Source organism: Myxococcus sp. MISCRS1, from assembly GCF_026626605.1.
GTDB lineage: Bacteria > Myxococcota > Myxococcia > Myxococcales > Myxococcaceae > Myxococcus > Myxococcus fulvus.
Window position 1 is genome coordinate 8,502,848 of record NZ_JAPNKB010000001.1, and the last position, 19,672, is coordinate 8,522,519.

At 69.5% G+C, this 19,672-nt stretch carries 22 protein-coding genes; 6 read left to right on the forward strand and 16 right to left on the reverse strand.

Features of this window, described 5'->3' with window-relative positions:
- Positions 1–138: 138 nt before the first annotated feature.
- Complete coding sequence (locus tag OWM54_RS34050; protein WP_267700160.1) at positions 139–1,551, forward strand: DUF4157 domain-containing protein; 1,413 nt, start codon at positions 139–141, stop codon at positions 1,549–1,551.
- Positions 1,552–1,627: 76 nt separating this feature from the next.
- Here the strand turns inward: OWM54_RS34050 and clpB are convergent, their stop codons facing one another.
- Positions 1,628–4,252, reverse strand: a complete 2,625-nt coding sequence (gene clpB, locus OWM54_RS34055; protein WP_223745548.1) for an ATP-dependent chaperone ClpB — start codon at positions 4,250–4,252, stop codon at positions 1,628–1,630.
- Positions 4,253–4,490: 238 nt separating this feature from the next.
- Here clpB and OWM54_RS34060 point away from each other — a divergent pair, with 238 nt between their 5' ends.
- Positions 4,491–5,012: a hypothetical protein gene (locus OWM54_RS34060; RefSeq protein WP_141325143.1), complete on the forward strand. Its 522-nt coding sequence runs from the start codon at positions 4,491–4,493 to the stop codon at positions 5,010–5,012.
- Between the two features lie 7 nt (positions 5,013–5,019).
- On the opposite strand, the gene OWM54_RS34065 is transcribed toward OWM54_RS34060, so the two are convergent.
- From OWM54_RS34065 to OWM54_RS34075, 3 genes are read right to left on the reverse strand one after another with little or no spacing between them, the layout of a single operon-like run.
- Positions 5,020–5,670: a hypothetical protein gene (locus tag OWM54_RS34065; RefSeq protein ID WP_223745549.1), complete on the reverse strand. Its 651-nt coding sequence runs from the start codon at positions 5,668–5,670 to the stop codon at positions 5,020–5,022.
- Positions 5,667–5,981 (reverse strand): DUF1844 domain-containing protein, encoded by a 315-nt coding sequence (locus tag OWM54_RS34070; RefSeq protein WP_223745550.1) that lies wholly within the window; start codon positions 5,979–5,981, stop codon positions 5,667–5,669. The genes OWM54_RS34065 and OWM54_RS34070 overlap by 4 nt, the downstream gene beginning before the upstream one ends.
- Positions 5,978–6,289, reverse strand: coding sequence for an RNA polymerase subunit sigma (locus tag OWM54_RS34075; protein ID WP_267700161.1), 312 nt, complete (start codon positions 6,287–6,289; stop codon positions 5,978–5,980). Before OWM54_RS34075 ends, OWM54_RS34070 begins: the two co-directional genes overlap by 4 nt.
- Before the next feature lie 93 nt (positions 6,290–6,382).
- On the opposite strand from OWM54_RS34075, the gene thiE reads away from it, so the two are divergent.
- Genes thiE through thiD form a run of 3 tightly spaced genes read left to right on the forward strand, consistent with a single transcriptional unit; the run spans position 6,383 to position 8,562 of the window.
- Positions 6,383–7,039, forward strand: a complete 657-nt coding sequence (gene thiE, locus OWM54_RS34080) for a thiamine phosphate synthase (RefSeq protein ID WP_267700162.1) — start codon at positions 6,383–6,385, stop codon at positions 7,037–7,039.
- A 21-nt stretch (positions 7,040–7,060) separates the two neighbouring features.
- Positions 7,061–7,825, forward strand: coding sequence for a gamma-glutamyl-gamma-aminobutyrate hydrolase family protein (locus OWM54_RS34085; RefSeq protein WP_223745552.1), 765 nt, complete (start codon positions 7,061–7,063; stop codon positions 7,823–7,825).
- The gene (gene thiD, locus OWM54_RS34090) at positions 7,822–8,562 is read left to right on the forward strand and encodes a bifunctional hydroxymethylpyrimidine kinase/phosphomethylpyrimidine kinase (RefSeq protein ID WP_141325147.1); all 741 of its coding nucleotides are present in this window, start codon (positions 7,822–7,824) and stop codon (positions 8,560–8,562) included. The genes OWM54_RS34085 and thiD overlap by 4 nt, the downstream gene beginning before the upstream one ends.
- 467 nt (positions 8,563–9,029) lie before the next feature.
- Here thiD and dnaB read toward each other — a convergent pair whose 3' ends face one another.
- From dnaB to OWM54_RS34150, 12 genes are all read right to left on the reverse strand, one after another.
- The gene (dnaB, locus tag OWM54_RS34095) at positions 9,030–10,400 is read right to left on the reverse strand and encodes a replicative DNA helicase (protein WP_046715141.1); all 1,371 of its coding nucleotides are present in this window, start codon (positions 10,398–10,400) and stop codon (positions 9,030–9,032) included.
- 100 nt (positions 10,401–10,500) lie between these two features.
- A complete protein-coding gene (locus OWM54_RS34100) occupies positions 10,501–11,271 on the reverse strand; it encodes a LytR/AlgR family response regulator transcription factor (RefSeq protein WP_267700163.1) in 771 nt (256 codons plus the stop codon).
- A gap of 115 nt (positions 11,272–11,386) precedes the next feature.
- The gene (locus tag OWM54_RS34105; RefSeq protein ID WP_267700164.1) at positions 11,387–12,505 is read right to left on the reverse strand and encodes a sensor histidine kinase; all 1,119 of its coding nucleotides are present in this window, start codon (positions 12,503–12,505) and stop codon (positions 11,387–11,389) included.
- A 10-nt stretch (positions 12,506–12,515) separates the two neighbouring features.
- On the reverse strand, positions 12,516–13,688 hold the full coding sequence (locus OWM54_RS34110) for an acyltransferase family protein (protein WP_267700165.1): 1,173 nt from the start codon (positions 13,686–13,688) through the stop codon (positions 12,516–12,518).
- Positions 13,689–13,865: 177 nt separating this feature from the next.
- Complete coding sequence (gene rplI, locus OWM54_RS34115) at positions 13,866–14,309, reverse strand: 50S ribosomal protein L9 (protein WP_046715138.1); 444 nt, start codon at positions 14,307–14,309, stop codon at positions 13,866–13,868.
- Between the two features lie 26 nt (positions 14,310–14,335).
- On the reverse strand, positions 14,336–14,728 hold the full coding sequence (gene rpsR / locus OWM54_RS34120; protein WP_046715137.1) for a 30S ribosomal protein S18: 393 nt from the start codon (positions 14,726–14,728) through the stop codon (positions 14,336–14,338).
- Positions 14,729–14,778: 50 nt separating this feature from the next.
- Positions 14,779–15,255 (reverse strand): 30S ribosomal protein S6, encoded by a 477-nt coding sequence (gene rpsF / locus OWM54_RS34125; RefSeq protein ID WP_046715136.1) that lies wholly within the window; start codon positions 15,253–15,255, stop codon positions 14,779–14,781.
- A gap of 255 nt (positions 15,256–15,510) precedes the next feature.
- The gene (gene pth / locus OWM54_RS34130) at positions 15,511–16,086 is read right to left on the reverse strand and encodes an aminoacyl-tRNA hydrolase (protein ID WP_267700166.1); all 576 of its coding nucleotides are present in this window, start codon (positions 16,084–16,086) and stop codon (positions 15,511–15,513) included.
- A gap of 72 nt (positions 16,087–16,158) precedes the next feature.
- Positions 16,159–16,836: a 50S ribosomal protein L25/general stress protein Ctc gene (locus tag OWM54_RS34135; RefSeq protein WP_267700167.1), complete on the reverse strand. Its 678-nt coding sequence runs from the start codon at positions 16,834–16,836 to the stop codon at positions 16,159–16,161.
- A 179-nt stretch (positions 16,837–17,015) separates the two neighbouring features.
- The gene (locus OWM54_RS34140; RefSeq protein WP_046715133.1) at positions 17,016–17,966 is read right to left on the reverse strand and encodes a ribose-phosphate pyrophosphokinase; all 951 of its coding nucleotides are present in this window, start codon (positions 17,964–17,966) and stop codon (positions 17,016–17,018) included.
- A 45-nt stretch (positions 17,967–18,011) separates the two neighbouring features.
- Positions 18,012–18,311: a septation regulator SpoVG gene (gene spoVG / locus OWM54_RS34145; RefSeq protein WP_046715132.1), complete on the reverse strand. Its 300-nt coding sequence runs from the start codon at positions 18,309–18,311 to the stop codon at positions 18,012–18,014.
- A gap of 134 nt (positions 18,312–18,445) precedes the next feature.
- Entirely contained in the window at positions 18,446–18,823 is a 378-nt protein-coding gene (locus OWM54_RS34150; RefSeq protein WP_174816712.1) for a DUF5658 family protein, read from the reverse strand.
- A 204-nt stretch (positions 18,824–19,027) separates the two neighbouring features.
- Between OWM54_RS34150 and OWM54_RS34155 the strand changes: the two genes are divergently transcribed.
- Positions 19,028–19,627 carry a thymidine kinase gene (locus tag OWM54_RS34155; RefSeq protein WP_046715130.1) on the forward strand — a complete coding sequence of 200 codons (600 nt, stop codon included), beginning with the start codon at positions 19,028–19,030 and terminating at the stop codon, positions 19,625–19,627.
- Positions 19,628–19,672: the final 45 nt, after the last annotated feature.

Here is a 19,672-nt window from a genome sequence, read left to right on the forward strand (position 1 = left end):
GCGAGGGAACCCAGGACGTCCCATGCGGGTGGAGGACGTGCGCCGGCGTGACGCGGCCCTCATGGCGCGACACCCGGCGCATCCTGTCGGCACTGGAGACGGGCACGGTACATTCCGAGTCTCCCCCGGAGGCATCGAATGGGCGTGTTCGTCGAGCCGTCACAGTCCTCGCGCGAGTCCACCTCCGCGTCCTCGGCGGGAGGTGGCGCCATGGAGGGGGGCTCGTCGCGCACGAAGTCGCTGGGCGCGCTCCAGCAGGCGCTGGACTCCTCCCCGAGGGTGGTGGCGCAGGCGAAGCAGGCGCAGACGCTCCAGCGCCGTGCCTCGCCGCGCAACGACACGGGCCTTCCGGACTCGCTGAAGTCCGGCGTCGAGTCCCTGTCCGGCATGTCGCTGGACGACGTGCGCGTGCACTACAACTCCTCCGCGCCCGCGCAGCTCCAGGCCCTGGCCTACACGCAGGGCTCGGACATCCACGTGGCGCCGGGCCAGGAGAAGCACCTGGCCCACGAGGCGTGGCACGTCGTGCAGCAGAAGCAGGGACGCGTGCGGCCCACGGCCGAGTTGCAGGGCGCCGCGCTCAACGATGACTCTGGCCTGGAGCACGAGGCCGACGCCATGTCCGCGCGGGCCGCGAGGCTCCCGGCGGAGTCCACGCATGACGTCGCGACCGCGCAGCTCAAGGCGGCTCCGAGCACCGGCTCATCAGGGGCGAGCCTCCCCATCCAGCGGGTCGCGGTGCAGCTTGGCGCGAGTGCCGCGGGGCGCATCAACCAGGTGAACGTGGGCGGGCGCGCCGGCTCGTTGTGGCCCACGGAGCGCCACCACACCACGCCGTGGCAGACGTACCTCGACACCCTCGACCGCGCCCTGCTCGGCCGGACGCCTGCCACCGCCATCAACAACATGAACACCCTGGACAACCACCTGCACCAGCTACCGGGCTGGGACCTGGTCGACAGCCTCACGGACGACAGGCAGGAAGCCCTTCGGGAGGAGATCGACCTGCTGGCCGCCCATCGCGATGCCGCCAACAACGCGGCTCCAGGGACGATGGCCCAGGGATTCTCGCTCCAGGCGTATGTCCAGCAGTGGCTGGTCGTCCGCAGCAAGCTCCCCCTGTCTCAAGCCAACTTCGGAGGCGGCGCGGGCAATGTCGCGAACGACGCCGCCGTCGCCCGAGCGGGTAACGCGGCCGATGGTGGTGGCGTCACCAACGACGAACTCCGGGACGCGCTGTTCAGCCTCTTCGACTTCGACACCGTCCAGAACCTGCATACGAACGAGGACGGAGAGAACGACGAGGGCGAGTACGCCGCCCTGGGGCTCGACCCCGACCAGACGAACGAGAACCTGGACGAGCTGCGCGCCATGCTCTTCGAGCAGCACGCCCGCTCCGTCCGGTTGGCCTATCCGGTGGCCTTCGGAAGGCTCTACGCGAACGTCGACGCGATGGTGGCCGCCATGGAGGCGCACTGGGGCGTCGGCGACGAGTCCGAGGCCGAGGAGTCGGAGGACTCCGAGATGACGGAGACCTCCGACTCCGATTGAGCCCCATCCATGAAGAAGCCCCCCGCCCATCCACGAAGGACGGGGCAGGGGGCTCCGAGTGCTTCCGCGGCCGTGCCTACGCCGTGCGCTTCACGTTCTTCGACGCGTCCACCAGCACCTTGGCGAAGGTGAGCCCGTTGGGGCCCGCGTCGGCCTGGATGGTGTCGCCCGGCGCGAAGTCGCCGTTGAGGACCTTGATGGCGAGCGGGTCCAGCAGGTTCTTCTGCACGGCGCGCTTGAGCGGACGGGCGCCGTACGTCGGGTCGTACCCGCGCTCCGCGAGCAGCTCCCGGGCCGCGTCCGTCAGCTCCAGCGTGAGGCGCTTGTCCGCCAGCAGCTTGCCCAGCTTCGCCAGCTGCAGGTCGACGATGCGGTAGATGTCCTTCTTGCGCAGCGGCTCGAAGATGACGATTTCGTCCACGCGGTTGAGGAACTCCGGACGGAAGTGCGCGCGCAGCGCGTCCAGCACCTCGTCGCGCGTCTTCTCGTCCAGCTCGTCCTTGCCCGCCATGCCCGCCTGGATGTCCGCGGAGCCCAGGTTGGACGTCATGATGAGCACCGCGTTCTTGAAGTCCACCGTGCGGCCCTGGCTGTCCGTCAGCCGGCCCTCGTCGAGAATCTGGAGCAGGATGTTGAAGACATCCGGGTGCGCCTTCTCGATCTCGTCGAAGAGCACCACGGTGTACGGCCGGCGGCGCACCGCCTCCGTGAGCTGTCCGCCCTCCTCGTAACCGACGTAGCCCGGGGGGGCGCCGACGAGCCGCGCCACCGCGTGCTTCTCCATGTACTCGGACATGTCGATGCGGACCATGGCCGAGTCATCGTCGAAGAGGAACTCCGCCAGCGCCTTGGCCGTCTCCGTCTTGCCCACGCCCGTGGGGCCCAGGAAGATGAACGAGCCGATGGGCCGGTTGGGGTCCTGCAACCCGCTGCGCGCCCGGCGCACGGCGTTGGACACGGCCTCGATCGGGCTCCTCTGACCAATCACCCGGTTCGCCAGCCGCTCCTCCATGTGGACCAGCTTCTGGACCTCGCCCTCCATCAGCCGGGAGACGGGGATGCCCGTCCACTTGGCCACCACGGACGCGATGTCCTCCGAGTCCACCTCCTCCTTGAGGAACTTGTGGTTCTTCTGCAGCTCCATGAGCTTGGTGTTCTGCGTCTGGAGCTCCTTCTCCAGGGACGGCAGCACGCCGAACTTCAGCTCCGCGGCGCGGTTCAAATCACCCTGGCGCTCGGCCGCGAGCTGGTCGTTCTTCACCTTCTCCAGCTTCTCCTTCAGCGTCCGGATGCCGGCGATGGCGCCCTTCTCCGCGTCCCAGTGCGCCTTGAGCCCGTCGAAGCGCTCGCGCAGGTTGGCCAGCTCCCGCTCGATGGTGGCCAGACGCTCCTGCGAGTGCAGGTCCGTCTCCTTGCGCAGGCCCTCCTTCTCGATCTGGAGCTGCGTCATCTTCCGGCGCATGTCGTCCAGCTCGGTGGGCATGGAGTCGATTTCGATGCGCAGGCGGCTGCCGGCCTCGTCGACCAGGTCGATGGCCTTGTCCGGCAGGAAGCGGTCCGCGATGTAGCGGTGGCTGAGCGTGGCGGCGGCCACCAGCGCGCTGTCCTGGATGCGCACGCCGTGGTGCACCTCGTAGCGCTCCTTGAGGCCACGCAGGATGCTGATGGTGTCGTGCACGCTGGGCTCGCCCACGTACACGGGCTGGAAGCGGCGCTCCAGCGCGGCGTCCTTCTCGATGTGCTTGCGGTACTCGTCCAGCGTCGTCGCGCCGATGCAGTGCAGCTCGCCGCGCGACAGCGCCGGCTTGAGCATGTTGCCCGCGTCCATCGCGCCCTCGGCCTTGCCCGCGCCGACAATCGTGTGGATTTCGTCGATGAAGAGGATGACCTGGCCCGCGGAGTCGGAGACCTCCTTGAGCACCGCCTTGAGCCGCTCCTCGAACTCACCGCGGTACTTGGCGCCCGCCACCATGGCACCCAGGTCCAGCGTGATGAGCTGCTTGTTCTTCAGGCCCTCCGGCACGTCGCCGTCGACGATGCGCCGCGCCAGGCCCTCCGCGATGGCCGTCTTGCCCACGCCCGGCTCGCCGATGAGCACCGGGTTGTTCTTGCTGCGCCGGCTGAGCACCTGGACACAGCGGCGGATCTCCTCGTCGCGGCCGATGACCGGATCCAGCTTGCCCGCGCGCGCGGCCTCCGTCAGGTCGCGCCCGTACTTCTCCAGCGCCTGATACGTGGACTCCGCGTCCTGGCTCGTCACGCGGCCGGAGCCCCGGACCTCCTTGAGGCTCGACAGCACGCGCTCGCGCGTGACGCCCGAGGCCTTCATGATTTCGCCGACGGTGCCCTTGTCCTGCGTGAGCGCCAGCAGCAGGTGCTCGGAGGAGATGAACTCGTCCTTGAGCGCCTTGGCCTCGTCGTCGGCCTTGTCGAAGGTCTTCAGCAGGCGCTGGCCGAGCATCGCGCTCTCACCGCCCTGCATCCGCGGCAGCTTGCCGAGCGCCTCGCCCAGACGGGACGCGAACAGCTTCACGTCCGCGCCAATCTTGCGAAGCAGCGGGTCGACGAGGCCGTCCTTCTGACCCAACAGCGCGGCGGCCAGGTGCTCCGGCTCGTACTGGGGATTGTCGGCGCGGCGGGCCAGCGTCTGGCCCTCTTGGATGGCTTCCTGGGCCTTCACCGTGAACTTATCGAGTCGCATACTCTCAACGTAAGAGTCGCGGAGGCCTTGGCAAGTTGGTGCGGTGCGTCACGAGTCGTGCCCGGGGCTGCGCCGGAAGCGGAATACTTTGGACTCCTGGTAGCGGCTGGCTTTTCGAGGTGCCTGGGTTGCCACGAGGGACGTGGCTCGGTTATAGGCGGCGCGCACCCGCGGGGGGCTGAACCTGGAAGCGCACGGCGGCTATCTCATTCGACTCGAAAGCTTCGGCGGGCTGGAGTTGCTCCGGCAGGCCCGCGAGGCGCTGCAGCTGGACGGCGCGTCGGGCGCCACCGGGCTGCAGGTGTCGGTCAACCGTCGCCGCAAGGTGGTCCGGCTGGCCTACGTGGCGCCCTTCACCCAGGGCCGGCCCGGCGCCCACTGGTACGCGGCGCACCATGCGCTGCCCCGGCTGCTGTCCCGCGCGGCCAACACCACCGTGCACGCGTACGTGTACGACCCGGACGAGGGCGAGGAGGTCATCGCCTACGGCAACGGTCGGCGCGTGGGCGGCGAGCGGGTGGTCTACGACAACGTGGACCTGCCGGAGGGCCGTCCCGAGGATTTGGACGAGGCCGCCTTCCTGCACATGCAGTCACGCTGGCCCATGGGGCACCTGGCGCACGTCTTCGGGCTGTCGCGGCAGGCGCTCCTGAAGCTGCCCGTGACGGGGCAGGTGCTGGGGCTGGAGGACTCCACCGCGGACGTGGAGGCGGTGCTGGAGTCCCTGCTGCCGGGCTCCGTGGCGCCCCACGCCCACTGAAGGACGGCTAGCCGTCGACGGCGCCGTCCTGGGTGACGAGCGCCTGGCGCACGGACTCGCTGCGGAAGAACTGGCCAATCACGGCGAAGGTCCCCGCGATGAGCGTGGTGCCCGCCACCGTCATGCCCAGGGCGAGCCAGGGAGCCACGGTGGTGACGGCCTCGGCGGCGGAGGGGTCCTGATACTCGGGGCGCTGGGCGAGCGTCTGGGCCAGGGTGACGCCCACGCGTCGAGCCACCACGGCCCACTGGGCGCCGTCGATGGTGCGCAGCACCGCCACCGTGACGGCGGCGCGGCCGAGCATCCGGCCCATGGCGCCCCGGGGCAGGTCGCCAGGGCGGAGCATGCGCAGGGCGGACACGAAGACGAAGGCACACGCCACGGCGAGCACGCCCATCAGCGCGGCACGCGGCTCACGCATGGGCTCGAGCGCCTGGTACTGCGTCTCCAGCAGGTGCTGGAGCACGGCCGGGTCATTGCCGAGGAGGAGCGGCGGGCCCTTCTCCAGGTGCTGGGAGCGCACCTCGTAGAAGTGCGCCAGCTCCGTGGCCTCGTTCAGGGATGCCCAGCCCGTCAACGCGGCGAGGATGCAGGCCACCAGCGCCGCGAAGCGGATGTGCCCGGGCAGCGAGCCCGAGCGGGGAGCAGACACCGTCACCGCTTGCTTGCCTCCACGAAGCGCAGTCGCAAGTCGGCGAGCAACCCGTCGAAGAGCTTCTCCTCTTCGGCCGTCAGGTTGCCCCGCGTCTTCAGCCGCAGCATCGACAACAGGTCCAGGTTCTGCCGGGCCAGCGGCAGGTCCTTCGTCGTCTGGCCCGTTTCGGGGTTCGGCGCATCACCCAGGTAGATGAGCACCGCGGTGCCCAGCCCCATGATGAACGTGGTGAAGCCGATGGGCTCCTCGGACGCGGAGCGCGCTTCCCCCCGCATGACGAAGGTCTCGCCGCGCTTCTCGTCCGCGGGGCTCATGGATTGTTCGGCTCGTCTTTGGAGGAGGCGACGGCGGCCAGGTCGGCCTCGTCGTTGTTGGTGACGGGGGCCTCGTCGTCCGCCTCGTCGGCCTCATCGGACTCGTCCACGTCGTCCGTCTCGTCCTCGTCGTCGTAGTCGTCCTCCACGTCGTCGAGCATGAAGGTCTCCACCGGGACGGACTTGTCCGCCACATCAGGCAGGCTCTCGAGGTAGCGCTTGTGCGCCTTCTCGTCCAACTGGCCCGAGCGCAGGTACCGCTCCGCGGTGCGCTTATCGAGGTGCTTGGGGTCCACCGTGTCCGCCATGTTTCAAATCCTCAGAATTGCTTGGAAAACAGCGCGCCACCTTATAGCAGAGAGGCCGCCTGTCAACGCCGCCGTCCCGTCTTCCCAGTGCCGATGAACGTCCTGCCCCGTCTGCTGCTTCCCCCCGGCCTCTATCTGTTGTGCGACGACACCGTGTTGCCGGGCATTCCGCTGGTGGCCAAGGCGGAGCGCCTGCTGGCGGGCGGCGCGCGGGTGGTGCAGCTGCGGATGAAGCGCACGCCCGTCCGCGAGGCGCTGGAGGTGGCGCGGACGGTGGTGTCGCTGTGCCGGAGCGCGGGCGCGGTGTGCCTGCTCAATGACCGGGTGGACCTGGCGTTGTTGTCGGACGCGCACGGGGTGCACGTGGGGGATGAGGACCTGCCAGCCCGGGATGCGCGGGCGCTGTTGGGGCCCGGCCGGCTGGTGGGCGTCACGGTGCGGGATGAGCGCGGCGCGCGGGAGGCGCTGGAGGCGGGCGCGGACTACGTGGGCGTGGGGCCGGTCTTCGGCACGACGACGAAGGCGGTGCCGGCGCCGGTGCTGGGGTTGGAGGGGCTTTCGCGCGTGGTGAAGGGCAGCGCGTTGCCGGTGGTGGGGATTGGCGGCGTGGGGCTCGCCAACGTGGCGAGCGTGGCGGCGACGGGCGCGCATGGCGCGGCGGTGGTGTCGGACGCGCTGCTCGCCCAGGACATCGCCGAGCGGGTGCGGCTGCTCGCGGGCGCGTTTGAACGAGGCCGTGTGGGGGGGTAGGTTCGTCCGACGGACTCCCCCATGAACAATCATCCGCGACACCATGGTCAGCCGCCCCGGCGGCCCAACATCGGCATCACCCCGGACTGGAGCCAGCCCGAGGACCAGCCCTTCGCGAGGTACGAGCTGAAGGTGCCCTACGCGGAGGCGGTGCTGCGCGCCGGAGGGCTTCCCTTCGTGTTGCCGTACGCGGACGACCCCACGTGTGTGGAGGCGTATCTGGACCGGGTGTCGGGGCTGCTCGTCACCGGCGGCGCGTTCGACATCCCGCCCGAGGCGTACGGCGAGACGGCGCGCGAGGGCCTGGGCGCGCTCAAGGAGGGGCGCACCGCGTTCGAGGCCGCGCTGATGCGTGGGGCGCTCAAGCGGAACATGCCCGTGCTGGGCATCTGCGGCGGCATGCAGCTGCTCAACGTGGTGCTGGGCGGCACGTTGTTCCAGGACATCGGCCGCGAGGTGCAGGGCGCGCGCGAGCATGAGCAGAAGCACGACCGCACCCAGCCGCAGCACCCGGTGGACGTGCGCAGCGGCTCGCTGTTGGCGGAGGCGGTGGGCCACGGCCAGCTGATGGTGAACTCCACGCACCATCAGGCGGTGCGCACGGCGGGCAAGGACGTGAGCATCTGCGCAATGGCGCCGGACGGCGTGGTGGAGGCCATCGAGTCCACCACCCACGCGTTCGCCGTGGGCGTGCAGTGGCACCCCGAGTACATGTCCACGACGATTCCCGTGCACGTGGGGCTGTACAAGACCTTCGTGCAGAAGGCGCGTGAGCATCGGCGATGAGCCCGAGGGTGGTGCTGCTCGCGGGGCTGGAGCCGACGGGGCGGGCGGGGCTGCTGGCGGACGTGGCCGCGGTGCGCGCGCTGGGTGGGCAGCCCGTCGCGGTGCCGCTGGCGCAGACGGCGCAGGGTCGGCGGACGTTCTCCTGGACGGCGTCTCCTCCGCGCGTGGTGACCGCGCAGCTCACCGCCGCGCGCGAGCTGGGGGAGGTGCACGCGGTGAAGTGGGGGATGGTGCCGGGGCTGCCGCAGCTGGAGGCCGCGAGCCGCGCACTGAAGAGCGCGAAGGCGTGGTGGGTGGTGGACCCGGTGGTCTTCACGTCACGGGGGCAGCGACTGTCGCGCCTGTCCGCGCGGCGCTACCTGGCGCTCGCGGGGCCGCGGGTGGTGCTCACGCCGAACCTCGATGAGGCGGGGTGGCTTCTGGGGCGGCCCGTGCCAGAGGACGTGGCGGGTGCGCGCGCGGCGGCGACGGAGCTGCTCTCGCATGGTTTCGGCGGAGTGCTGGTGAAGGGCGGGCATCTGCCCGACACGGGGGCGCTGGCGGACGTGCTGGCCACGCCTGATGGCGTGCTCGAGGTGAAGGGTCAGCGGCTCGCGCGCTCCCCGGAGAAGCGCGGGACGGGGTGCCGGCTGGCGTCGGCGCTGGCCACGGAGCTGGGGCGGGGCCAGTCGCTCGAGGCTGCCACGCGCACCGCGCGCAAGCTGGTGATCCGCTACCTGAAGACAGGCCGCGAGTAGGGCTCCACGGGTCGCGCTGGTTGCGGCGGAGCACTGGCGGCGTCGAGGTGAGGTCGGGCCGCGAGTAGGGCTCCACAGGTCGCGCTGGTTGCGGCAGAGCACTGGCAGCGTCGAGGTGAAGTCGGGCCGCGAGCAAGTGCATTCCTCGGGGCCTCGCTGGCTGCGGCAGCGCACTGCCGACGTCGAGGCGCGTGCGGCGGCGTCGAGATGAAGCCGGACCGCGAGCAGGCCCACTCCTCGGGGCCGCGCTGGCTGCGGCAGCGCCCTGCCGGCGTCGAGGCACGTGCGGCAGCGTCGAGGTGAAGCCGGACCGTGCGTAGGGTCGCTCCTCGGACCGCGCTGGCTGCGGTGCGCGGCCCAGGGCGTCATCACGCACTCACTGGCTGCGCGACTCGCGCAGCGGCGCCGAGCCCCGCGGCGCCATGCGCCGTCGTGAGTGCGGCTCCGCCCGAGGTCCGGGCGGGGACCTACTCGCCGCGGCTGCGGCTCTCGAAGCGGGTGTACTCGGCGAGGAACACCAGCGGGATTTCGCCGATGGGGCCGTTGCGCTGCTTGGCGATGATGAGCTCGACGGGGATGACGGTGGTGGCGCCCGTGGACGGGGGCGGAGCCTCGCCGCCTTCCTCCACCTCTTCACGGTGGATGAACATCACCACGTCGGCGTCCTGCTCGATGGAGCCGGACTCACGCAGGTCCGACAGCATGGGCTTGCCGCCCTTGCGCTCCTCGACCTTACGGCTGAGCTGACTGAGGGCGATGATGGGCACCTCCAGCTCCTTGGCCAGCTGCTTGAGGGCACGGGAGATTTCGGCGACCTCCAACTGACGGCTCTCCACCTTGCCCTTCTGATGCATGAGCTGGAGGTAGTCGATGATGAGGAGCGACAGGCGCGGGTCCTTCTGCTTCACGCGCCGCGCCTTCGCGCGCAAGTCGAACGGCGACAGACCGCCGGAGTCGTCGATGTAGATGGGCGCGTTGTAGAGCGCGCCTGCCATCTCCTGGAACTTCTCCTCGTCATGCGGAGAGAGCCGGCCGCCACGCAGCTTCTTCATGTCCACCCGCGCGGTGGACGCGAGCAGACGCATGAGCAACTGGTCGGCGGGCATTTCCAGACTGAAGATGCCGACGGCCTTGTTGTCCTTGAGCGCCGCGTGCACCGCCATGTTCATGGCGAACGACGTCTTGCCGACACCCGGACGGGCCGCGAGGATGATGAGCTCGCCGGCGTGCAGGCCCGTGAGCTGGTTGTCCAGGTCGATGTAGCCGGTCGACAGGCCGGTGATGCCCGTCGCCGCCGACTTCATCTTGTCGAGCAGGTCGAGCGTCTGCTCCATCAGCTCGCTGACCGGACGCAGATCTCCTTCGCGCTTCTTCTCCGCGAGGAGGAACACCTTGCGCTCGGCCTCGTCGAGCAGCACCTCCAGCTCGCCCGTCTCCTGGCTGGCGAGCTCTTGAATCTCCCGGCCCACGTTCGCGAGCCGGCGCCGCAGCGCCTGGTCCTTGACGATGTTCGCGTACTGGACGGCGTTGGAGGCCAGGGGGACGACCTGGTCCAGCCGCATCAGGTACGCGGGACCCCCCACGGCGACGAGCTGCCCGAGGACCTTCAGCTCCTCCGCCAGCGTCAGGTGGTCGACCTGCTTGCTCTGGCCGTCCAGGCGGATCATCGCCGCGAAGATCTGGGCGTGCGCCGGGCTGGAGAAGTCGTCCGCGTGGACGACTTCGCCCACCGCGGCGATGAGTGAGTTGTCGGCGAGCACGGACCCTAGGACCGCGCGCTCGGCGGCGAGGTCCTCGTGGACCTTTCGCCCATCTCTGACGTCGAGGGAGTTCTCCATGGCTGCCCGCCCACTCTACAGGCGGCTCTGACATCCCCCTATTTTTCCGCCACAGACCTGTAGCAACGGGTGGGCACAAGGCGTCCTCCACCCCACCAGGTCACCCCTCCAAGCCCCAGCGCCGCAGGAAGGCTTCACGCCACGTGCGGCTGAGGACCACCGTCGTGCCGTTCTTCAGCACGAGGATGCCGTCGCCGTGCGTCCAGGGCTCCAGCCGGGCCACGGCCTCCAGGTTGATGATGTCGCCCCGGTGGATGCGCACGAAGCGCTCCGGGTCCAGGCGCTCCTCCAGGGCGCGGAGGCTCTGGCGGACCAGGTGCTCGCCGCCGGCCGTGTGGACGCGCACGTACTTGTCCTCGGAGGACAGGCGCCACACCTCCTCCAGGCGCAGCGGCACCCAGGCCTCGCCGGACTTCACCACCAGCCGCTCCAGCGCGCGTCGGGGGGCCGCGATGGCCACCTCGCGCAGCAGCGCCTGGAGTCGCTCGGCTTCGCCCCCACCGCCGAGGAGCTGGGCGTGGGCCTTGTCCAGGGCGCGGGTGAAGCGCTCGCCGTCGTAGGGCTTGAGCAGGTAGTCCACCGCGTGGGCCTCGAAGGCCCGGAGCGCGAAGTGGTCATAGGCCGTGGAGAAGATGACGGCGGGGCCCGGCTCGGCGCCGAGTGCATCGAGCACCTCGAAGCCCGTCAGCCCCGGCATCTGCACGTCGAGCACGACGAGGTCCGGCCGGAGCGCCTCGATGCGCTCCAGCGCCTGCGTTCCATCCTCCGCCTCGCCCACCAGCGTGAATCGCGTCTCGTGCTCGAGCAGGCGCTTCGCCTTCGCGCGGGCGGGCGCCTCGTCATCCACCACGAGCAGTCGGAAGGTCGTCATGGCGTGAGGCTCCGTCCCTTCGTCCGGGCGCGGCTCGCGGCATCCGTCGGCACGCCGCGCGACGACTCCCTCGCCTCGCGGGAACATGCGCCTCGTCGACCACCCATGCGGGTCCTCATGGCATGCCGCTCCGGGGCAGCGTGAGCGCCACGCGTGCGCCGCCCTCGGGCCCGCGTCCGCGCTCCAGTCGGGCCCGTCCACCGTGCAGCAGCGCCAGCGCCTGCTCCAGGTGGGAGAGCCCCACGCCCGGCCCCGAAGCCGGTGAGCTCTCGCCGAAGCCTCGCCCGGTGTCCTCCACCTCCAGGCGCAAGTCACCACCGCTCTCGCGAGCGCGGATTCGCACCTCCAGCGGCTCGCGGCGGTCCTGGTTGTGCTTCACCGCGTTCTCCACCAGCGTCTGCAGGGCGAAGCAGGGCACCCGCGCCGAATCGAGGGCCGGCGCCACGCTCCAGCTCACCCTCAAGCGGTCCCCGAAGCGCGCGGACAGCAGCGCGATGAAGCGCTGCGCATGGGCCCGCTCCTCCGCCAGCGTCCACGTGGGCTCGGCCCGCTCCAGGCTCGCGCGCAGCAGCTGCCCCAAATCACTCAGCAGCCGGTCCGTGCGCGCCAGGTCCTCGTACATGACGGAGCTGATGGTGTGCAGCGAGTTGAAGAGGAAGTGCGGATGGAGCTGGCCGGTGAGGGACTGGAGCTGGGCGGAACGCAGCTCGCCTTCCAGCTCCGCCGCGCGCAGGGCCCGAGCCTGTCGCTCACGCCACGAGGCCAGCAGGATGACGAAGGCCGCCGTCAGCCCGTAGACGAGCACGTCCTTCACCATCTCCATCGGCAGCCGGAAGCCCAGCGGTCCGTAGTCGTACCGCCCCCAGCCGAGCAACACGTAGAGCGGATGGCGTGAGCCCATCATGAAGAGGATGTGCGCCGTCGTGTAGAGCGCGAAGCACACCGTGTGCAGCCCCACGAAGCGGACCCAGCCCGATGCGCGGGGCGACGGCGCATTGAGCGCCGCGAACAGGATGACGGGCGCCGCGAGCCACCCGGAGAGCGCTCCGGTGAGCTCCCACAAGTAGGCCCGTGACGCGGGCAGGGAGGTGAGCCCGTTGGCCAGCTGGTCCAGCCGCACCGCGGTGCCATACGACAGGCCGATGAGCAGGCTGAGGCCCAGCGTCACGAGCACCGGACGGACACGGAGGTGTGGCCAGCGCCAGGCGGGCTTCACGAGGGTGGGGGCGTCCATGAGGTCCTCGTCACGCAGTATGCCCCGGAGCCGCCGCGCCCGGTGCGTGCACCCGGCGTGACGCACGGGCCTTCAGCCCGAAGAGCGGCCTCAGCCAGGGCAGGCGAGCGACTCCCTCGCTCAAGCCCCAGGAGAGCAGGAAGGACACCACGAGGACGCAGCCGAACAGCGCCCACGGCCCCACCGGCAACCTCAAGAGCGCGAAGCCCACCACGATGATGACCGTCTGGTGGACGATGTAGAACGGGTAGGAGAGTTCCTGCGCGTGCCGCAGCCACGGGCGCGAGGTGGTGATGGAGCGCCGCGCCCAGCCCAGCGCCGTGAGGATGAACAGCCACTGCGAGGCCACCCGGCCCAGCGTCTCCGGAACGCGCGGGTACTCGTTCGGAGGCACCATCACCGCGAAGAGCACGGCCGACAGCCCCAGCAGCGCCCACCTGCGCTCCACCAGCGCATCCCACAGGCGCGGCGTCCGCCCCATCAGGTGGCCCACCAGGAACAACAGTCCGTAGTGGCCGAAGGTCAATGGGTCATCGAACAGGCCGTGCGTCACCGGATGCCCGTGCAGCAGCACGTCGTTGAGCGCCAGTGGCACCACCAGCCACAGCACGTTCAGGCCCCGGCACAGCCACGCCTCCAGCCGCTCCACCCACGCGCGGGCGCGCGTGCTGCCCAGCCACGCGAACAGCGGCAGCGCCAGCATGCAGTAGACGAAGAGGTAGACGACGAACCACAGGTGATGCCAGCTCAGGCTGCCGCCTCGAGGGTAGGGCACGAGCTGGAACACGGAGGGGTAGAAGTCCGCGTAGCTCCCCTGGAACTGCCCCTGGAGCACGCGCTCCACGTAGATCTGCGGCGGGACGACGACGAGCATCCCGAAGAGCACCGGCACCAGCAGCCGACGCACCCGGTCCGCCGCGAAGGCCCCCGTCGAGCGACGCCGCAGCGCCAGCGCCGTGCCGATGCCCGAGATGACCATCAACAGCGGCATGCGCACCAGGTGGAGCACCTCCATCGTCGGCTCCAACACCGGCAGCGCGACGGGCGACTTCACGTGCCAGTCCCACGTGTTGAACATCATCCCCGTGTGGAACAGGTGCAGCACGAGGATGGCCACGACGCGCAGCCAGTCCAGGTCCGGGTGATGGGCTTCGGAAGACGTCGTCGGTGCGGGCGTGCTCATGGGCGAGCCTCCTGTCCCCACCGGGATACGCACCCCGCGCTGGCCCCTCCACGCGTCTGTCGTGGGACGGACCGGCGACGGCGCCAGCCGGACAGGGCAGGGGGCCGGAAATGAAAAGGCCGCCCGGGTTGCCCCGGACGGCCTCTTCGATGCGACGAGGGTGAAGGCGACGCGCCGTTACTCGGCGGCGACCTCGACCTTGATCTTCGCCGTCACCTCGCGGTGCAGGCGCAGCTCCACCTCGTAGTTGCCGAGCGTCTTGATGGGCTCGGGCAGGTGGATGGCGCGGCGGTCCACCGTCTGGCCCTGGGCCGCGACGGCCTCCGCGATGTCCAGCGCCGTGACGGAGCCGAACAGCTTGTCCTGCTCGCCCACCTTGCGCTTGATGGTGACCTTGATGGAGCCGACCTTCTTCGCCTGCTCCTCCGCGGCGCCCTTCAGCTTGGCGTTGCGGGCGGTGATGACCGCCTTCTCGTGCTCGAGCTGACGGAGGTTCTGCTCGCTGGCCAGAACCGCCTTCTTGCGCGGCAGGAGGTAGTTGCGGCCGAAGCCGTCCTTCACGGTGACGAGCTCCCCGGACTTGCCGAGGTTCTCGATGTCCTCACGCAGAATGACCTTCATGTTCAGTCTCCTGTGCGGACCGGCGCTCAGCCGACCACCGCGTTGTAGGGGAGCAGCGCGATGCCACGGGCGCGCTTGATGGCCGTCGCCACCTCGCGCTGGTGCTTCGCGCAGTTGCCGGAGATGCGGCGGGGGATGATCTTGCCGCGCTCGGTGACGAAGTACTTCAGCGTCGCCTGGTCCTTGAAGTCCACCGAAGCGTCCTTCTCCGCGCAGAAGCGGCAGACCTTCTTGCGACCGAAGCCACGGCCACCGCCGCGCTTCTCGTCGTCACCACCCATGCCGCCGCCGCGATCACCGCGGTCGCCACCACGGTCCCCGCGGTCGCCACCACGGTCACCCCGCGGCCCACCGCCGCCGAAGCCGCCACTGCGGCCGCCCGACGACGCGCCCGTCTTGCTGTCCGTACCGTTGCTCATGAAATTTCTCGTTTCCTGGATAGGGCCCTAGAGAATGTCCCGGGTGGCGCTCAGGCCTCCTCGGACGACTCCTCCTCCGACTCGCCAACGGCCTCCTCGCCGCCATCGCCGCGGAAACCACCCTCGCGGTCGGCGGGAGCCCCAGGACGCGTCTCCTCCACGTCGCCAGCCAGCTTCAGGTCCTCGAGGACCGGGCGCGTGTCGGGGTCCACCTCATCCGCCTTCTTCACGGAGATGTAGCGGGTGACCTCATCCAGGTTCTTCAGGTTGCGCTCGATCTCCGCCACCAGCTTCGAGCCGCCCAGGTAGCTGGCGTGCACGTAGATGGCGCGGGGCTGCTTGGCCACGGGGAACAGGGTCTTCTTCTTGCCCCACACCGTGAAGCGGAGGACCTTGCCACCCTCGCGGTCGACGATGCCACGGACGCGCTCCTTGAGCTTGTCCACGTTGTCGTCCGTCAGGTCCGGCTTGACCAGGAAGATGGTCTCGTACTCACGAAGCCGCTTGGCGGCCTGCGTCTCTGCCATGTTTTCTCTCCCCTTGGGGTCGAGTGCCCCTCGGACCATCCGAGGAGCGGGGAAACGGCGAGCGGCCTGGAGGGCCACCACCGGGGACGGGAAACCGCGCGCCCGTCACCTTCGCGCTACGTCCCGTGCAGAACACGGGAAGCTGGAAAAGAACATCCCGCCAGAGCAGCCTCCAGCGAGCGAACGGGCCTTCTAGGAGGCGTCCCAGGGCAAGTCAAGCACCCGGAAAGCCCGCCCGGCCGCTTCCCGGGTGGATCAGGCCTTCCGGTTGAACCGGTTCATGGCCACCGACAGCCCCTCCCGCACCCAGCACTCCGTCATGTCCAGCGCCCGGGGGATGAGGTCCTCCAGCTGGCGGCGCTCCCCGTCGTCGAAATTGGACAGGACGTAGCCGGCCACCCGCTCGCGGGCGTTGGGGCCCTCCGGCTTGTCGATGCCGAAGCGCAGCCGGATGAAGGCCTCCGAGCCCAGGCTCGAGACGATGCTCTTGAGCCCGTTGTGGCCCCCCGAGCCGCCGCCCGCCTTGAGCTGCAGCCGCCCCATGGGCAGGTCCAGCTCGTCGTGGATGACGAGCACGTCCTCGGGCGGGACTTTGTAGAACCGCGCCGCCTCGGCCACCGAGCGGCCCGACAGGTTCATGAACGTCTGGGGCTCCACGAAGAGCACGCGCTCGCCCGCGAGCGTCCCCTGGCCCACCTTGGCGGCGAACTTCTCCTGGTTCAGCTCGGCGCGGGCGCGCGACAGCATCGCCTCCACCACCATGAACCCGATGTTGTGCCGGTGCCGCTCGTACTCGCGCCCCGGGTTGCCCAGCCCGCAGATGAGCTTCATGGGAACTCCAAAAAGAAACGGGGCCCGCCTCCGACGAGGCCGGCCCCGTGTCCAGGGTACACCGGAAGAGGACTACTTCTTCGCGGGAGCCTTGGCCGCCGCCGCGGGGGCCGCCTTGTCGCCGGCCTTCGCCGCCGCCGGAGCCGCCGCGGGGGCCGCAGCCGCCGCCGCCGGAGCCGCCTCGGCGGACTCGGGCGCGCTCAGCACCGCCACGGTGTAGTTGACGTTCGTCTTGATGGAGACGCCCGCCGGCAGCTTGATGTCGTTGACGTGCAGCGCCTCGGCGATCTTCATCGCCGTCACGTCCACCTCGATGCGCTCCGGGATGGCGTTCGGCAGCGCCCAGACCTCGAGCTCGCGGCGGGCCTGGGTGAGCAGACCACCGTCCGCCACGCCCTGCGCCTTGCCCGTCAGCACGAGCGGCACGTTCACCTTCACCTGCTCGTTCTCACGCACGCCGATGAAGTCCACGTGCAGGATCTCACGCGTGACGGGGTCCATCTGGTAGTCCTTCAGGAGGACCTGCTGGTCGCCACCGGCCAGCTTCAGCTGGATGAGCGTGTTGAACTTGTGCGGCGTGTTGATGGCCGCCTTCACGCTCTTGGGGTCCACGGCGATGTGCACCGGCTTCTCCAGGTGCTTGCCGTACACCACGGCGGGGACCAGACCCTGGCCGCGCAGACGGCGGGCAAAGCCCTTGCCGGAACCTTCACGCGCCTTCGCCTCGAGGGTGCTCTTGTCGGTGGACATGGAAATACCTTTGTTGGGGGATGCAACGACGGTTGCCAACAACCCCCGGCGCCCTCGGCATCCCGCCCCAGTGGCGGGCCCCGAAGACGGCGCCCATGGAAAGAGGCCGTTGGAGGAGGCCGGACATGCCAGCCCCCCGACATGGAGTCAAGTCGCCCGACGGCCGGGCGACGGTCTCCTCAGACGAACAGCGAGCTGAGCGAGTCGGCCCGGTGGATGCGGGCGATGGCTTCCCCGAAGAGGCGCTCGGTGGTGAGCACGCGGATCTTCGAGCAGGCCAGGGCCGCGGGCGACAGCGGCACCGTGTCCGTGAACACCACCTCCTCCAGCACCGAGTCCTGGATGCGCTGGATGGCGGGGCCGGAGAGGATGGGGTGCACCGCGTAGGCGACCACGCGGCGGGCGCCCTTGGCCTTGAGCGCCGCGGCCGCCTGGGTGAGCGTGCCGGCGGTGTCCACCATGTCGTCCACCAGCACCGCGTCCTTGCCCGTGACGTCGCCGATGAGGTTCATCACCTCGGAGGCGTTGGGGCGCGGGCGGCGCTTGTCGATGATGGCCAGGCCCGTGTTCAGCCGCTTGGAGTAGGCGCGCGCGCGCTCGACGCCGCCGGCGTCCGGCGACACGATGACGAGTTCCTGCGACTCCGGGAAGCGCTTGCGCAGGTCCTCCAGGAACACCGGCGAGCCGTACAGGTGGTCCGAGGGGATGTTGAAGAAGCCCTGGATCTGCCCGGCGTGCATGTCCATGGACACCACGCGCTCGGCGCCCGCGACCTCCAGCAGGTCCGCGATGAGCTTGGCGGTGATCGGCGTGCGCGGCGCCACCTTGCGGTCCTGGCGTGCGTACCCGTAGTACGGAATCACCGCCGTGATGGAGCCCGCGCTCGCCCGCTTCAGGGCGTCGCACATGATGAGCATCTCCATCAGGTGGTCGTTGGCCGGCGGGCACGTGGACTGGAAGATGAAGACGTCGTGACCGCGGACGTTCTCTCCAATCTCGACGTGGATCTCACCGTCGGAGAAGCGACCCACCTCGGCCTTGCCGAGCGGACGCTTGAGGTACTCGCAGATTCGGTGAGCCAGGCCGGGATTCGAGCTCCCGGCGAAGATCTTGAAGTCGCGCGGCTGCATGATGGAGCCGCTGACTAACCTGGACACGCGCCGATGTGAAGGCCGTTAGTCGAGATCCGCTGGCATCGGACCGAGCATCCCGGCTTGCGCCTGATGGAGGTGCCGCTCGTACTCCATGAGGATGACGCGCTCCATCTGACTGCGCGTATCCGCGTTGAGCGGGTGGGCTATGTCCTTGTACGTCCCATCTTTCCGCTTCTTCGCCGGCATCGCGATGAACAGCCCCGAGGAGCCGTGGATGACCTTCAAGTCGCGAATGACGAAGCAGTGATCCAGGGTGATGGTGACGTACGCCTTGAGCTTGTCCTCTTCGACCGGAAACACCCGGACGTCGGTGATGTTCATGGTCCCCCCCCGAACCCGAAAGGTCGGAGCTGGCGGGAAGCCTGGGACATCCCGGGTGCAAAATGCAAGTGTATGGTGATGGCTTCGTGTTGCGATTGTTCCACTCGCTCACAGTCCGACAGGCGCGAGCGGGACTACCCGAGGGCTCCCGGCCAGTGCAGGACCAGGTGGGTCAGAAAAGCCAGATGGTAGACCACGATGATGCCGTACACGACGGCGCCCGCCCGGATGGCGACGCGGCTGGCCCTCAGCCGGCGGTGCAGGCACAAGAGCCACAGGCCCGCGTTCACGATGAGCAGCTTGGAGAACATGAAGAACATCGGTGACTGCTCGTAGGCCAGGCGCATGAGCGGGTTGAGCTCCTCCGCCACGCCCAGCTGCAGGAACAGCAGCGTGAACAGCCCGTCCATCAGGTTGAGCATCAGCAGCGCCACCGACGCCGGTGACGCATAGAAGGAAGCCCGACCACCCTGGATTGCGCCCTGAACCTGCTCCACCGTCGTCGTCGCCACGCCCCACCTCCCCGCCCACGCCTGCGTCCGGACCACCCCCTTTCAAGCGGCTTGCCAGCGCTCGAAGGCGGCGTGGAGGGGCAGGCGGGCGGACGGGCGGGGAGGACGTGGCGGGCCGTGTCACGGCACGCGGATGGCGGTTGACTCCAGCGGGGGGGTGACAGACTATCCGCGCCCCTCCGCCCCCAGGCCAGGCGAGCTAACTTGCACCAATTCCCCAAAGATATCGGGTGGATAGAGGTCATCTGCGGTTCGATGTTCTCCGGTAAGACGGAGGAGTTGATCCGCCGCGTCCAGCGTGCCGTGTACGGCAAGCAGAAGGTGCAGGTGTTCAAGCCCCGCATCGACAACCGGTACGACGAGACGTCGGTCGTCAGCCACTCCAAGCTCCGGGTGACGTCCACGCCGGTGGAGCGGGCTGAAGAGATTTTTTACCGGTTGGCGCCCGACACGCAGGTGGTGGGCATCGACGAGGTGCAGTTCTTCGGCACCGAAGTGGTCGCGGTGGTGGAGGCGCTCGCCAACAAGGGCCTGCGGGTCATCTGCGCGGGGCTGGACCAGGACTACCAGGGGCGCCCGTTCGAACCGATGCCGCAGTTGATGGCCGTCGCGGAGTACGTGACGAAGGAGCTGGCCATCTGCGTGGTGTGTGGGAATCCGGCCAATCGCTCCCAACGCATCGTGTCCAGTGGTGAGCGGGTGGTGGTGGGCGCCGCGGGCGCGTACGAGCCGCGCTGCCGCAAGTGTCACGTGCCGGAGCCCTCCGAGGGCACGCCGCCGCAGACGCTGGAGTTGTTCGACTGACAGCAGCGTGGGCGCCCGCAGGGGCGCGGGCGCGAGAGGAACCGA